We start from the raw sequence: 15,321 nt of genomic DNA, 5'->3' as shown, positions 1-15,321 counted from the left end.
GTGTTTGTAAAAAAATAATTTGAAAATTTTGATTTTATTAATTTTTAAGGTATAATTAAGATGAGATTAAAATTAAAATATTTTAGTATAAAATGACAAAAAATGTCATATAAAAAATTATAAAATAATCTTAAATAAAATTTAGGGAGGAATCTTATGAAAAACCAAAGAATGTTAGATATTTATTTAAGATTATTAAATAATAAAGAGGTAAATAGAAAAAAATTAGCTCAAGAATATGAAGTAAGCGAAAGAAGTATTCATAGAGATATTAGTGATTTAAGAAATTTTTTAATTTCAACTAATAATCTTTCAGAGATAGTTTATGATGATAAAACAAATGGGTATATTTTAAAAAATGAGGATAATCAAAAATTAACGAATAGTGAGATTTTAGCTGTGTGTAAAATACTTTTAGATAGTAGAGCTTTTGTAAAATCTGAAATGGTTGGAATAATAGATAAACTTATTAAGCAATGTGTTCCAAAAGATAGTTACCTGAAAGTATCAAAGTTAGTTGAAAATGAAAAGTTTCATTATATAGAGTTACAACATAAAAAAGAGTTTTTAGGTAATCTTTGGGAGATTGGAGAGGCTGTACAAAATCATTTTAAAATGAAAATAACTTATGAAAGAATGGACAAGGCACTAGTTGAGAGAACTATTTTACCAGTGGGGATTATGTTTTCAGAATATTATTTTTATGTTCTTGCTCATATAGATGGAATTGATAAGGAAAAATATTTTGAAAATAAAGATGATGTATTTCCTACAATTTATAGAATAGATAGAATAAGAAGTTTTGAAGTTTTAGAAGAGCATTTTCCAATCCCATATAAAGATAGATTTGAAGAGGGAGAGTTTAGAAAAAGAGTTCAATTTATGACTGGTGGAAAATTAAGAAAGATAAAATTTAAGTATTTTGGAAATTCTTTAGAGGCTGTACTTGATAAAGTGCCAACAGCACAAGTAATTGAGGAGATAGAGAATGGATACTTAATTTCAGCAGAAGTCTTTGGAAAAGGTATTGATAAATGGATATTAAGTCAAGGGAAAGATATTGAAGTCTTATAAGGGGGGATAGATGAAGACAATTAGAAGAGAAATCATAAATCAATATGAAAATGGAGATTATTTAGTAGCCGAGATTGTAGATGATGTATCAGAGGAAGAGAGAAAAGATTTTGAGGTCTATGAGTTAAAAAAAGAAGAGACTCTTACAAAAAAACAAAAAGAAGAACTATCATCATTAATAAAAAAATATTTAAAAAGTTATTCTAAATATAAAGATAAGATGTCTATAGAAGAATGGCTTATGTTGATGTTTAGGGAAGATTTTCCAGAGCTAGATGAAAAAGAGATAATAAAGTTAAAAAATGAAGTAGTAAATGGAACAAATGAAAGTTATAAAATATATAAAGAAGTAAAAAGAGCTGGAGAGTTAGGAATAAATCCAAGTGAATATTTTGCAACAAAAATAGGAAATGATGAAGAATTTAAAAAAATAGAAAATAAAAAAGAAATTCTTTTAAAGTTAGATGAAGAGTTAACAAATGACGCTATTGATAAAATTTATACTTTGAGTGAAATGGAGATTTCAGAGGATAGTAGTTTAGATACAGTAACATCAATAGGAAAAACTTTAGGTCAAACAGATGTAAATAATTATATTGGAAATATAGACAAAGCAATAGAAAATGCTAATGCAAATATGCAAGACACGATATTGAGACAAGATGGTTGTATTAATCAAAATCCAAATCTTGATGGTTTTATAGCTGAATCATATCATGCCAATACTTTTAATGTAGACGCTACTACAAAAGAATTAAAGTTAAGAGCAGAGGATTTAAAACCAGATGTATATGGAAAAAATTCAGTTGATATTGTAATAAAAAAAATTTCAAATGGTAGTGAAGAAATAGTTAGAAAATATCAAGCAAAATTTGGAAAAGACGCTGAGGCTACAGAAAGCTATTTTAAAGGAGAATCAGGAGAGTATAGATATTATTTTCAAAAAAAATTAGTTAGTAGTGACCAAGTAAATGATATACCTAATGGAGTAGATAAAATAGAATATGGTGGAGCAAAAAGTAAACCTCTAAGCAAACAAGAAGCGAAGGAGATGCAAAAAAAAGCTCAAAGTGGGGATATGGATGTTCTTAATTTAAGTTTTGAAAAAGATGTAAATACTTATGAAGTTTTAAAAAGAGTAGGATATAAAGCTGTTAGAAATAGTATATATTCTGGAGCTATTGCTGTTGGAATGAATATAGGTAAAAAAATAATTACTGGCGAAGAAATTAGCGGAGAAGAAGTTGTGGAAACAGCTATTAAAACAGGAGCAACTACAGGAGTTACAACAGCAGTACACGGGGCTATGACAACAGCAGCCAAAAAAGGAGTTTTAAAAGGAGTTTTTGCTAAAAGTACTTTTATATCAGCTGTGGCTTTTACAAGTATAGAGGCTATTTAAAGTTGGTAGTGGAGAGATGAGTTTTAAAGAGGGAATGAACTCTTTGGGAGAAACTTTTACAGCTGGAATGATAATATCAAAAGGAATGATGTTAGCAAAAACAAATACAGCTATAGCAACTCTAGCTGGAATGATGGGAGCAGGAGCGTTAGCAACAACAGTTGCGGCAGTTGTTGTTGGGTCAGTAGTTGCTACAGTTGGAACAGCCATAGCAAAACCATTATATAATGGAGCAAAAGCTATTGTTGGTGGAGTTGTAAGTGGAGCAAAAAAAGTGGTAAGTGTTGGAATAAGTGCAGTAAAAACTGTGACAAGTTGTGCTTGGAGTGGAGTAAAAGCAGTAGCTAGTGGAGTTTGGGGTTGTACCACATCAGTTGCTAGTGGTATTGCAGGATTTTTTGGTTGGTAAAAATAAAAAGTAGGAGGAAAATAAGATGGATAATCAAATATCAACTTATGTAAAAGCTAAAAGACCAATTTTATATATCAATCATTATGATTATAAAGAGATTGATAAAATGATAGAAGAAGGAGCTAAAGAAGTAAATATTTCAAAAATTTTTGAATATCGTTCTATTGGAGAGGTAGATTTTAAAACTAAAAAAGTTTTAGAAGAAGAAAAAGTAAATCTATTTAAATTTTTAAATAAAAATTATAGCTTAGGATTATTTGAGAAAGTATTTTTAGTTTTAAAAGATATAGATAATGAATTAGAAAATCCAGAAGTTTTAGCAATGATTAAAAAAATAGCTGAAATAGACGTTTATAATTTAGATTATAATTTAACTATAATAATAGTTTCACAAAATATCCAAGTTCCAAAAGAGTTAGAAAACTATATAAGTATTGTAGAAATACCAATATTAGATAAAGATGAAATTGAAGAATACATAAAAGAGGTAGCCAATGAAAGAAAAATAAAAGTAAATCAAGATGATTTGGGAGAGATAGCTATTTCTTTAAAAGGTTTATCAAAATGGTATATAACTCAAATTCTTAATATGATGGATATAATTTCAACTTCTAATATTCAAAAAATCATAAAAGAGAAAGGTCAAATTATAAAAAAATCAGGGATATTAGAGCTTATAGACTTCAAAGAAAAAATTTCAGATATAGGTGGACTTGAAAATCTAAAAGAGTGGCTAGAAAATAAAGCAAAAATTTTCCGTAGACTTGATGAAGCAAAAAAATTTGGTGTAGATACTCCAAAGGGATTGATGCTTGTAGGAATGCCCGGTTGTGGAAAATCATTAACTGCAAAAGTAGCCTCAAGAATGTTTAATGTGCCACTTTTAAGACTTGATATAGGAAGACTTCTTGGAAAATATGTTGGAGAGTCAGAACATAATTTAAGAATGGCTCTTAAGATGTCAGAATCAATAAGTCCTTGTATTTTATGGATAGACGAGATAGAAAAAGCTTTTGCTGGAATAGACCAATCAGGAGGAGCTAGTGATATTACAAAAAGATTGTTTGGACAATTTTTAACTTGGTTACAAGAAAAAGAAAATACAGTTTTTGTAGTAGCAACAGCTAATGATATTTCTTCATTTCCGCCAGAGTTTTTAAGGAAAGGAAGATTTGATGAAATATTTTATGTGGATTTTCCAAATAAAGATGAAAGAGAAGAGATATTTAGAATCCATCTTGAAAAACGTGGAAAATATAATGAAGAATTAATTGATTTAGGAAAATTAGCAAGTCTCACAGATGGATTTTGTGGAGCTGATATAGAAGAGGCTGTTAAAATTTCCGTAGAAAATTTATTTTTAAGTGATAATGCAGATAAAATAATGTATACTAATGACATTATTTTTGGAATTAAAAAAACAGATTCTATGAAAAGCACAATAGAGAAAAAAATAACAGAATTACAAAAAGCTTATGAAATATTTAAACTAAAATCAGCCTCATTAAAAGAAGGTGAAAAGAAAAAAAGTGATGTATTTAAAGATATGATATTAGTTCGTGGTGGAAAATATAAGCCAAGCTTTACAAATGTAGAGAAGAAAGTAAGCGATTTATATGTTGGAAAATATTTAATATCACAATTTAATTGGGAAAATATAATGAAAAATAATCCAAGCGATTATTTGGAAAGGAAAAATCCAGTAGAAAACATCAGTTGGATAGAATCGTTAGAATTTTGTAATAAATTAAGTGAAAAATATGGATTAAAACCTGTTTATAAAATAGAGGATAATAATTTAGTAAAAATAATTTATAAAGATGGAAAAGAGGTTACTCCTAAAATAGCAAACTTTAAACAAACAGAAGGATACAGACTTCCAACAGAAGTAGAATGGGAATGGTTTGCTCGTGGTGGAGAAGTAGCCATTCAAGAAAATAGTTTTGATACAAAGTATGCAGGAAGTGACAATATAGATGAGGTTGCTTGGTATAAAGAAAACTCTAAATTTAAAACACATACTATAGGAACTAAAAGACCAAATGAATTAGGGATATATGATTGTAGCGGTAATTTATGGGAATGGTGCTATGATTTTGCCGGAGAAGTATCTTTTGATAGCAAAAGAATATTGAGAGGAGGAGCTTGGAATACAAAAGATTGTCAAATAAAGATGAGATTTTCCATTCAAGAAAGTGAAAAAAATGATATTATAGGACTTCGTATAGTAAGAAATGCATAAAAAGTATTATTAAATAAAATGAAAGCGTAAAAAATTATTTTATTGATGAAAAGTAGATTGTACATTATGAAAGGAGAGGTTTTAAATGGAAAAAAATGAGGTAAAAGAATTTGTAAATGAAGTAATCGAAGAATTGATGGAAGAGTCAAAGAAGAAAAGTATTCCTCTTTCAAAAATAGAGACAGCTTTAATTAAAGTTTTAAAAAGAAAATTAAATAGAGATTTAACAGAAGAAGAAATAGAAGATATAAAAAAAGTCTTAAAAAGAGAAAAACTAACAGCAGAAATTGAAAAAAAATATGATAATAATGAGTTAGAAAATGTTTTTGAAAAAATGACTGAAAATAAAGATACAACAGAATTAGTTAAGAGTGAAGAGATGAGACAATTTTTTGGTATAGCAAATACAGCTTTTGATATTGCTGAAAAAGGTCTAGGAACATATTTAGTAGAAAAATCAGACATTGGCATCTTAACAGAAGAAAACGAATTTACAGAAAAGTTAGTTCAGCCGTTTGTTGATTTTTTTAACAATTTGAGTGGTTCATTTTTTAAAAGTTTATCATCTAATAATATTCAAGATTCATTAAATGAAGAACTTCAAATGGGAACAGAAGAAAAAAAAGTATTCAAAGAGTTTTTAAGTGATAAAAAAAATTTGGAAAAAATTGTTGAAAAGCATAGCGAAAATGCGAAAGAAACAGGAGAATTAACATCTGATGAAGAAAAATTTGTTAGTAATGTTCACAACCTCATAAAAAGAATAATGGGTTAAAAAAATAATAATTAAAATTGGCAGTAAAGTTTAAATAAAATCTTGAAACAACTAATATTAAATATCGCCAAAACTAAAATAGAAAGTTGGCGGAAATAAAAAACTGCACCCTAATCAATTAAGATTTTGAGTGCAGTTTTTTTTATAATAACTTAGCTGAGATTTCAGCTAGTGGAGAACGTTCACCTTTAACCAAAGTAATATGACCAATTATTTTTTCATCTTTTAATTTTTCAGCCAAATAAGTTAAACCATTTGTATTGGCATCAAGATAAGGGCTATCAATTTGGAACGGATCTCCTGTAAATACTATCTTTGTATTTTCTCCAGCTCTTGTGATTATAGTTTTAATTTCAAGAGGAGTTAAGTTTTGAGCCTCGTCGATTATAATAAATCCATTAGGAATACTTCTACCTCTTATATATGTCAAAGCCTCAACCTTTAAAAGTCCCATTGTTTCAAGTCCTGTTATAACTTTTTCACCAGTTTTATCCCCTTTAAAATCACTTAAAAGTTCAATGTTATCAAATATCGGTTGCATCCAAGGTCTTAATTTTTCTTTTTCACTACCTGGCAAATATCCTAAATCTTTTCCCATAGGAATTATAGGTCTAGCAATATATAGTTTAGAATATTTTTTTCTCTCAACCACTTGTTCAAGTCCAGCTGCGATAGCAAGTAAAGTTTTACCAGTACCAGCTTTTCCAACTAAAGTAACAGCTTTTACATCATCGTCCATAAGAAGTTCCATTGCAAATCTTTGTTCGTCATTTCTTGCTCTAGCTCCCCAAGCATTAATATCTCCATTTATAAATTTTTTAACTTTATCTCCAATAACTCTACCAGATGTTTTTTCTTGTCCACATTTTATAATAAAGAAAAAGTTTGGAGTAGGAGCATAGTCAAGTCCAAGTTCAGAAATATCTATTTTTCCAGATTTATCATATTTATCAAAAATATCTTTTGAAACTTCAATTTCAGCATAACCTTTATCAAGTTCATCATAAACAACTCTGTCTGTTGAATAATCTTCTACCTCAAGACCTATTGCGTCAGCTTTAATTCTAAGATTTATATCTTTTGTAACCAAAATAACTTTTCTATCAGGATATTTATTTTTTATTTTTAAAGTAAGTCCAAGGACACTATTATCTGTTGAATCTTTTCTAAGTCCCTCAGGAATACAATCTTTACCAGTATCAACTATAACTTTGAAGAATATTTCATCTGGAAGTTCCACTCCCTCAGAAATATTTCCTTTTTGTCTTATCTCCTCAATAACTCTTGTAGCCATTCTGGCGTGAATACCTGTATCAGGTTTTCCTTTTAGTTTGTCAATCTCTTCAATAACTTCGATAGGAAGAAAAACATCGTTTCCTCTAAAGTTGTAAATAGAATTAGGATCGTGAATTAAAATGTTAGTGTCTAAAACAAATATTTTTCTCATAGTCGAACTCTCCTTTTAGTACGTGATAATAAAAAAAGTACATCTTTTCTATTTACTATATTATTCTAAATAAAAGAAAAATTTCCTTTATTTTACTTGAAGACTTTTAAGAGTATCTTTGATAGCCTCTTGAATATTTTTATAATTTTTAATTTTTTCTTTATCAATAATCTTATCAATATCTTTTTTAGAATATCCAAGTCCCTCAAGAGCCATTACAAGTTCTTCTTCAATTCCATAATCTACACCGATATTTAAAATAGTTTCTGAAGAAGTAATATCCAATTTTTTTATTTTTGTCTTAAGGTCTAGGATAATTTGTTGAGCTTTTTTCTCCCCAAGTTTTGGAACATTTTTTAAAGTTATATAATCTTCTTTTAAAATTAATCCTTTTATAGTATCAATATCAAAAGATGACATTATAGAAAGAGCTAATGAAACTCCAATTCCTTTAACAGATAAAAGCATTTCAAAAAGATTTCTTTCTCTCTCTTCTAAGAAACCAATAAGTTTATATTCATCTTCTTTTATAAAATTAAAAATATATATTTTTAGTTCCTTGTTAGTTTCAATTTTGTCATAAGTACGTAAAGAAATATATACTCTATATCCAACCCCTCCAACTTCTAAGGCGATATAGTCTAATTTTTTATAAGTCACAATTCCTTTTAAATATTCAAACATTTTTATTTTTTCAAAAAACTAATACTTTAATTTTTTATTACAATTAGTAATAGTTTTTAATACCTCCTTGCTAAATAATTTATTAAATTATACCACAGGGAAACTATAAAAGTGAAAAAATTATTTCATAAATTTAGTAGATTAATTGAAAAAAATAAAAAAATATGCTAAAATTTAGTATTGTGGATAATTGTCAAGTGTGAAATAAAAATCAATAAATTTTATTGCAAAAATGGAGGATTAATGAAAATATATACAGCTCCGATGGCTGGGGTTACAGATTACACTTTTAGAAGAATCTTAAAAGAGTTTGAACCTGATATGATATTTACTGAAATGGTAAGTGTTAACGCCTTAGAAGTTTTAAATGATAAAACAATAAATAAAATATTAAGACTAAACGCAGGAGAGGCAGTTCAAGTTTTTGGTTCAGATATAGATAAAATTGTAAACAGTGCTTTATATCTTGAGGGAAAAGGTGTAAAACAAATTGACCTTAATGCAGGTTGTCCAATGCCAAAGGTTACAAAAAATGGTTCTGGAGCTGGTCTTTTAGAAAGTCCTGAAAAAATAAAAGAGATTTTAACAAAAATGAGAGAGGCACTAAAGCCTGAAACAAATATTTCAATAAAAATAAGAGTTGGTTTTAAAGGTGTAAAAGAATATGTAAAGATTGCAAAAATTGCTGAAGAAGTTGGTTGCACTCATATAACTGTTCACGGAAGAACTAGAGAACAAATGTACACTGGAAAAGCTGATTGGGAAAAAATAAAAGAGGTAAAAGATGCTGTATCAATTCCTGTTATTGGAAATGGGGATATTTTTACAGCAGAAGATGCTCTTGAGAGAGTAAAACTTTCAGGAGTAGACGGAGTTATGCTTGCTCGTGGAATGTGTGGAAATCCTTGGCTTATTAGAGATATAAAAGAGATTTTTGAATTTGGAGAGGTAAAACACAGAGTAACTGACGAAGAAAAAATTGATATGGCTATAAGACATATTTTAATGGCTCGTGAAGATAATGAAAGTGATAAGTTTATTTTTGAGATGAGAAAACATATTTGTTGGTACCTAAAAGGTATTCGTGGGTCTTCAGAGGCAAAAAATAGAATTAATAAACAGGAAGATTATTTGGAAGTAATAAAAATATTAGAAGAATTGAAAGAGCAAATGAAGGGATAAAAATTATGGTTGATGAAACACCTTTGATGAAACAATACGGAGAGATAAAAAATCAATATCAAGATAGCATCTTATTTTTTAGACTTGGGGATTTTTATGAGATGTTTTACGAAGATGCAAAAATAGCATCAAAAGAATTAGGTTTAACTCTTACAAAAAGAAATAAGAAAATGGACGTACCTTTAGCTGGAATTCCTTACCATTCATCTTCATCATATATTGCAAAATTAGTAAGTAAAGGTTATAAAGTTGCAATATGTGAGCAAGTTGAAGATCCAAAAGAAGTAAAAGGAATAGTTAAAAGAGAGGTTATAAGAGTTATCACTCCGGGAACAGTTATTGATACAGAGTATCTTGATGAAAAAAATAATAACTATCTTATGGGAATAATTATAAAAGATAAAAGTATAGGAATATCTTACGTGGATATAACTACTGGAGAGTTTAAAACTTCAAAAATAGCTGGAGGAAATCTTATTTATAAACTTATGGGAGAGATCAATAAAATTTTCCCAAAAGAGATAGTTATTGATGAAAAAAGTTATGGAATTATAAAAAATGAATTAGAGTCTAGTAGAATTTTTGAAAATTTAAACATAACAAAAGTCCAAAATATAAAAAATCCAGAAAAATATCTTTTAGAATATTTTGATATTAAATCTCTTGATAGCTTTGGTATAAAAAATTTAGATGAGATTATTCAAATATGTGCTACAACTTTAAAATATGTTGTAGATCTTCAAAAAGGAAATGAGCTACCAATAAGCAAAATTTCTTATGAAAGTACCGATAATATAATGGAACTTAATCTAACTACCCAAAGAAATCTTGATATAGTTGAAAATTATAAGGGAAATGATACAGGGACACTACTTGGGATTTTAGATTTTTGTAAAAGTTCAATGGGAAGTAGATTTTTAAAAAAAATTGTAAAAAATCCTACATTAGATATAGATGAAATTCATAGAAGACAAAATGATATAGAGTATTTTATCAAAGAGGTTTTAGTAAGAGAAGAGATAAGGGAAAAATTAAAAGAGATATATGATATTGAAAGAATTATTGGAAAATTAACACTTGAAACTGTAAATGGTAGAGATTTAGTGGCTCTAAAAGAGTCAATGAGAAATATTTTAGAAATTTACAAAGTGCTTATTGATAATAATTCTGATATTTTAAAAATAGATGTAGATAAAATAATAGAGATTTATAATTTAATAGAAAAAGTTATAATTGATGAGCCTCCATTTTCAATAAGAGAGGGTGGCTTTATAAAAGATGGATATAACTTAGAACTTGATGAACTTAGAAATATAGCTGAACACGGACAAGACTATCTTTTAAAAATAGAAACTGAAGAGAGAGAAAAAACAGGAATAAAAGCTCTTAAGATAAAATATAATAAAGTTTTTGGATATTTTATAGAGGTTACAAAGGCAAATGCTGAGCTTGTGCCAGACTATTACATTAGAAAACAAACTTTAGTAAATGCTGAAAGATATATTGTACCAGAGTTAAAAGAGTACGAAGATAAAATTCTAAATGCTAAAAATAGAATAGCCACTTTAGAATATTATCTGTTCAAAGAAGTAGTTGGAGAAATAAAAAATTATACTCAAATGTTACAAGACTTAAGTGATAAAATATCTTACTTAGATGTTATATCAAACCTGGCTTACATAGCTATAAAAAATAGTTATATAAAACCAGAGATTGTAGATGATGGTACAATAGAAATTTTAGGTGGAAGACACCCAATAGTTGAAAAACTTATACCAGCTGGGGAGTTTGTAAAAAATAGAGTTATGCTAAATAGCAAAAAAGATTTTATTATTCTTACAGGTCCTAATATGTCTGGAAAATCAACTTATATGAAACAGATAGCCTTAATTATAATAATGGCTCATATGGGTTCTTATGTACCAGCTGATTATGCGAAAATATCTTTAACAGATAAAATATTTACAAGAATAGGGGCAAGTGATGATCTGCTTACAGGTCAGTCTACTTTTATGCTAGAAATGAGTGAGGTTGCAAATATTTTAAACAGTGCAACTGACAGATCATTTATAATTTTAGATGAGATTGGTAGAGGAACATCAACTTTTGATGGAATATCAATCGCCTCAGCTATAACAGAGTACATTCACGACAAAATAAAAGCTAAAACAATATTTGCAACACATTATCACGAGCTTACAGAGCTTGGGGAAAGGTTAGAAAGAGCCTCAAACTTTAGAATAGAAGTTCAAGAAAAAGATAATAAAATAAAATTCTTAAGAGAAATTGTTCAAGGTGGAGCAGACAAATCTTATGGAATTGAGGTTGCAAGACTTGCTGGTCTTCCAAAAGAGATACTTGTAAATTCTAAAAAAATATTAAATATTTTGGAAGAGAGAAAAAATATAATTGAAAGAAACTTCGGTGTTGAACAGATGATGCTTTTTGGAGGATCTACAGAAGTAAATGACACAAAAGAAGAAATAGAAAATAGAGAAAATATTGAGACCGCAACCAGTGAAGAAAGAAAAGTAATAGATATATTAAAAGAGATTGATATTAATAACTTTACTCCAATGGAGGCACTACTTAAAATAAACGAACTTAAAAAGATTTTAAATTAATTTTGTTGATGTCATATAAAATGGGAGGAAATAATGAATAAGAAAAGAATAAGAAATTCTATATTATTTGTTGGAATAATCTTACTTGGCTATCTGAATTATTATAAAGAGGAAGATGGTTTTGGGGTAATACCAAACGTAATAGAAACAACAAATGTTGTATATGATACTTCAGGTTATCATATTGAGGCAGAAAAACAGATTGACGATATGGATTTAGACACAACAAAATTTGAAAAAGCCACAGCAAAATATGATGAGATGACCCTTTCTGGTAATAAGGTATTTTTAGACGCTGGAAAAAATCTTTTCTTAGAGGAAAATATAGTTGGGGATAATGGTGCTGGTTGGAAAATGTACTCAGAGGCTATGAGTTACAACCAATACAAAGATCAACTAACTTCTAATAAGGGAATGAAAGCTGTAAATGAGGCTGAAAATTTAACCCTTGAGGGAAAAGAGATTGTAACAAATAAAAAATTTGATGTAATAGATATTTCAAAAGATGTTATATTGTCAAATGACAGAATAAAAATATCTGGAGATAAAGGAAACTATAAAGATAAGATGAAACAATTTGTTCTTGCTGGAAATGGAAAATTTGAAAGTCTTGGAGCAGAAAAAATTTCTGGGGAGTTTAACCAAGGAAAATATTATACAGATAAAGATAAGATAGAACTGAGATATGGTTATACTGGTTACTATGATGATGCAATTATAAAAGGAAAAAGTTTAGACTATAACAATGCTAACCAAACTTTTATATCAAGAAATAATCCTGTAATTCAGATAGATGGATATACAATAAATTCTCGTGAAATAAAAAAATTAAGACCTGAAAATGAGATAGATATTGTAGGAAAAGTTTCAGGAACAAATGGAGATATAAGATTTAGTGGAGATTACGGAGTTTATAAAATGGACGAGAAAATCCTTTATCTTAATGGAAATGTTGTTATTGCTAACTCAAAAGGGGAAAAAATCACTGGAGATTTAGTAAGATATAACTTTGAAACTAAGATAGCTGATTTGAGCAACAAAGGAAAAGATGTAGTTTACACTTATGAAACTAGAAAAGTAACAACTAAAAAAATGGTATATGATTTTAATAAAGAAAATATGCTGTTAAATGATGGATATGTTTTTGAAGATAATGAGTATAGAAGTATTGGTAAAAATATGAAATATGATAATATTTCAAAAATAGGAAATATCCAAGAAGGAAAAGTTTTTGTAAAAGCTACTGGAGAAAACTTAAAAGCTAATGAAATAAATTTTGACACTACTAAAAAAGATTACACTGCTATTGGTGATGTAAGAATAGATAGTAAAAATAGTATAGTTACAACTGATAAAGTAGAATATTTTACATCTCAAGATAAGGGAATAATACCAAATAATTTTGTGATGAAAAATAAAAAAGATGGAAGTATAATAAATGGTAAAAATGCTATTTATACAATTTCTAAAAATCAAGTGACAAGTGAAGAGGAATTTAATTACACAAACAAAGATTCATATCTTTCTGGTAAAGGAATTTTATATGACTTGACAACAGAAGAGGGAGAAATATTAAGTGCTGTAAACTATAAAGACTCTAAATCAGGAAATAATATTACTGGAGATAAGGCAGTATTCAAAAAAGAAAATTACTTAAATATAAAAGAAAATGTAAAACTTACAACAAAATCTGAAGAGATGACAACAACAGAAGCAAACTATAGTTTTTCAAAAGATATAGTTGATATTCCAAATAAGATAGAGTTTAGAGCTTTAGACGGAAGTTTTAAAGGAAACTTAGTAAATGGAAAACTTTATAATTCTAAAAAAATATTTGTTGGAAATAAACTTTCTGGAGTAAGCAACAAGGGAGAAAATATAGTTGCTGATAAATTAGAATATTCTCTAAATGAAAAGAAAGCAAAACTTAAAAATAATGTTATTGTAACAAATACTGACTCAAAACTTTCTGGAAACGAAGTTATCTATGATACTAAGAAAAATGAAATTTTCGCAGTTGGAAATGTTAAGATGAACTATCAATCTAATACAAAACTTACTGGAGAAAATATTCTTCTAAATAATCTTACTAAAGATGTATCTGGAGAAAAAATTCATATGGTTACAGATAAAAATGAACAAATTTCTTCAAATAAATTTAAAGGAAATCTTGATAAAATGATGTTTAGATTCTTAGATAACGTAAACGGAAGTTTTATGACAAAAGATGAAAAAGGACAAATTCCAACTACATTAAAAGGAGAAGATGTCACTTTAACGTTTACTCAAGATAAGGGAAAAAATAAAGTTCATAGAGTTGCTGGAAAGAAAGAAACTACAATAACAAGAGAAGATCAAAATATAAAATCTGATGATATAGTTTATAATTTCTTAAAAGGAACAGTAGTTGCTAATAAAAATAATAGAATTTATATGAATGACAATAAAAATAGAACTACTATTTTAGGTGAAAAAATGGAAGGTAACCTAAACGAAGAGAAACTTTATTTGAAAGCTAAAACAACTATTGAAAGTTATAATGAGAAAAATGAAAAAACAACTTTAGTTGGAAATAGTGGAGTTGTTGATAATAAACAAGAAACTGTTGAGCTTAAAGAAAATGTAAAAATGGAAAATAATCAATTTATATTTAGTGCTGACAGAATTATTTATAATAAGAAAACTCAAAAGGTAAAAGCTTTTGGAAATACAAAGATAGATTACAAGATTAAATAAAAAGGAGAGGTCTATGAAAAGTATAGAAGGGCAACATCTGTGTAAAACTTATAAGAAAAGACAAGTTGTAAAAGATGTAAGTCTTAAGGTAAAAAAGGGAGAGATAGTTGGACTTTTAGGACCTAATGGTGCTGGAAAAACAACAACTTTCTATATGATAACCGGTATAATAAAACCAGATAGTGGAAAAGTTTACTGTAATGACGACGATATATCAACATTCCCTATGTACAAAAGAGCAAACCTAGGGATAGGATACCTTGCACAAGAGGCATCAGTATTTAGAAATTTAACAGTTGAAGACAATATTTATGCTGTTCTTGAGATGAAAAATCTTTCTAAAGAGGAGCAAGATAAAATAGTAACTGAGCTTTTAAAAGAATTTAAACTATCACATATTGCAAAATCTTATGGATATTCTCTGTCAGGTGGAGAAAGAAGAAGAGTTGAGATAGCAAGAACTATTGCAAACAATCCAGACTTCATACTTCTTGATGAACCATTTGCAGGAGTTGACCCAATAGCTGTTGAAGATATTCAGGATATTATAAGATATCTAAAAGAAAGAGGGCTTGGAATTTTAATAACAGACCACAGCGTAAGAGAAACTTTAAGAATAACAGACAGAGCTTATATAATGGCAGAGGGAGAGGTTCTAATAAGCGGAACTCCTGAAGAGATAGCTCAAAATGAAGTGGCTAGAAAAGTTTATTTAGGAGAAAACTTTAAACTTGATTAAAAAA

11 protein-coding genes are annotated in these 15,321 nt (G+C 28.0%); 9 read left to right on the top strand and 2 right to left on the bottom strand.

Annotation, left to right across the window (positions count from 1 at the left end; genetic code table 11):
- Nucleotides 1-156: 156 nt before the first annotated feature.
- From I6E15_RS02500 to I6E15_RS02480, 5 genes are all read left to right on the top strand, one after another.
- The gene (locus I6E15_RS02500) at nt 157-1,074 is read left to right on the top strand and encodes a helix-turn-helix transcriptional regulator (RefSeq protein ID WP_235243980.1); all 918 of its coding nucleotides are present in this window, start codon (nt 157-159) and stop codon (nt 1,072-1,074) included.
- Nucleotides 1,075-1,084: 10 nt separating this feature from the next.
- Nucleotides 1,085-2,476: a hypothetical protein gene (locus tag I6E15_RS02495; RefSeq protein ID WP_235243978.1), complete on the top strand. Its 1,392-nt coding sequence runs from the start codon at nt 1,085-1,087 to the stop codon at nt 2,474-2,476.
- A 16-nt stretch (nt 2,477-2,492) separates the two neighbouring features.
- Nucleotides 2,493-2,885, top strand: coding sequence for a hypothetical protein (locus I6E15_RS02490; RefSeq protein ID WP_235243976.1), 393 nt, complete (start codon nt 2,493-2,495; stop codon nt 2,883-2,885).
- 25 nt (nt 2,886-2,910) lie between these two features.
- A complete protein-coding gene (locus I6E15_RS02485; protein WP_235243968.1) occupies nt 2,911-5,130 on the top strand; it encodes an AAA family ATPase in 2,220 nt (739 codons plus the stop codon).
- 85 nt (nt 5,131-5,215) lie between these two features.
- Nucleotides 5,216-5,905: a hypothetical protein gene (locus tag I6E15_RS02480; RefSeq protein ID WP_235243960.1), complete on the top strand. Its 690-nt coding sequence runs from the start codon at nt 5,216-5,218 to the stop codon at nt 5,903-5,905.
- A gap of 142 nt (nt 5,906-6,047) precedes the next feature.
- Here I6E15_RS02480 and I6E15_RS02475 read toward each other — a convergent pair whose 3' ends face one another.
- Both I6E15_RS02475 and ruvA read right to left on the bottom strand, forming a co-directional pair.
- Nucleotides 6,048-7,352, bottom strand: coding sequence for a PhoH family protein (locus I6E15_RS02475; RefSeq protein WP_235243959.1), 1,305 nt, complete (start codon nt 7,350-7,352; stop codon nt 6,048-6,050).
- Between the two features lie 87 nt (nt 7,353-7,439).
- Complete coding sequence (gene ruvA / locus I6E15_RS02470; RefSeq protein WP_235243958.1) at nt 7,440-8,036, bottom strand: Holliday junction branch migration protein RuvA; 597 nt, start codon at nt 8,034-8,036, stop codon at nt 7,440-7,442.
- A 243-nt stretch (nt 8,037-8,279) separates the two neighbouring features.
- Here ruvA and dusB point away from each other — a divergent pair, with 243 nt between their 5' ends.
- The 4 genes from dusB to lptB are packed head-to-tail and all read left to right on the top strand — an operon-like array spanning nt 8,280 to nt 15,317.
- Nucleotides 8,280-9,218 carry a tRNA dihydrouridine synthase DusB gene (dusB, locus tag I6E15_RS02465; protein WP_235243957.1) on the top strand — a complete coding sequence of 313 codons (939 nt, stop codon included), beginning with the start codon at nt 8,280-8,282 and terminating at the stop codon, nt 9,216-9,218.
- Nucleotides 9,219-9,223: 5 nt separating this feature from the next.
- Complete coding sequence (mutS, locus tag I6E15_RS02460) at nt 9,224-11,842, top strand: DNA mismatch repair protein MutS (RefSeq protein ID WP_235243956.1); 2,619 nt, start codon at nt 9,224-9,226, stop codon at nt 11,840-11,842.
- A 33-nt stretch (nt 11,843-11,875) separates the two neighbouring features.
- Nucleotides 11,876-14,578 (top strand): LPS export ABC transporter periplasmic protein LptC, encoded by a 2,703-nt coding sequence (lptC, locus tag I6E15_RS02455; protein WP_235243955.1) that lies wholly within the window; start codon nt 11,876-11,878, stop codon nt 14,576-14,578.
- Between the two features lie 13 nt (nt 14,579-14,591).
- Complete coding sequence (gene lptB, locus I6E15_RS02450; RefSeq protein ID WP_177160058.1) at nt 14,592-15,317, top strand: LPS export ABC transporter ATP-binding protein; 726 nt, start codon at nt 14,592-14,594, stop codon at nt 15,315-15,317.
- The last annotated feature ends 4 nt before the right edge of the window (nt 15,318-15,321 follow it).

Source organism: Fusobacterium perfoetens (assembly GCF_021531475.1).
Classification (GTDB): Bacteria; Fusobacteriota; Fusobacteriia; order Fusobacteriales; family Fusobacteriaceae; genus Fusobacterium_B.
The sequence above is the reverse complement of the archived record's forward strand: the minus strand, read 5'-3'. Positions and strand labels throughout refer to the sequence as shown.

What these genes read in the sequence shown, in the direction of transcription:
- I6E15_RS02485 (WP_235243968.1), top strand. Translation starts at nt 2,911, where the DNA reads ATGGATAATCAAATATCAACTTATGTAAAAGCTAAAAGACCAATTTTA.
- I6E15_RS02480 (WP_235243960.1), top strand. Translation starts at nt 5,216, where the DNA reads ATGGAAAAAAATGAGGTAAAAGAATTTGTAAATGAAGTAATCGAAGAA.
- I6E15_RS02495 (WP_235243978.1), top strand. Translation starts at nt 1,085, where the DNA reads ATGAAGACAATTAGAAGAGAAATCATAAATCAATATGAAAATGGAGAT.
- dusB (WP_235243957.1), top strand. Translation starts at nt 8,280, where the DNA reads ATGAAAATATATACAGCTCCGATGGCTGGGGTTACAGATTACACTTTT.
- ruvA (WP_235243958.1), bottom strand. Translation starts at nt 8,036, where the DNA reads ATGTTTGAATATTTAAAAGGAATTGTGACTTATAAAAAATTAGACTAT.
- I6E15_RS02500 (WP_235243980.1), top strand. Translation starts at nt 157, where the DNA reads ATGAAAAACCAAAGAATGTTAGATATTTATTTAAGATTATTAAATAAT.
- lptC (WP_235243955.1), top strand. Translation starts at nt 11,876, where the DNA reads ATGAATAAGAAAAGAATAAGAAATTCTATATTATTTGTTGGAATAATC.
- I6E15_RS02475 (WP_235243959.1), bottom strand. Translation starts at nt 7,352, where the DNA reads ATGAGAAAAATATTTGTTTTAGACACTAACATTTTAATTCACGATCCT.
- lptB (WP_177160058.1), top strand. Translation starts at nt 14,592, where the DNA reads ATGAAAAGTATAGAAGGGCAACATCTGTGTAAAACTTATAAGAAAAGA.
- mutS (WP_235243956.1), top strand. Translation starts at nt 9,224, where the DNA reads ATGGTTGATGAAACACCTTTGATGAAACAATACGGAGAGATAAAAAAT.
- I6E15_RS02490 (WP_235243976.1), top strand. Translation starts at nt 2,493, where the DNA reads ATGAGTTTTAAAGAGGGAATGAACTCTTTGGGAGAAACTTTTACAGCT.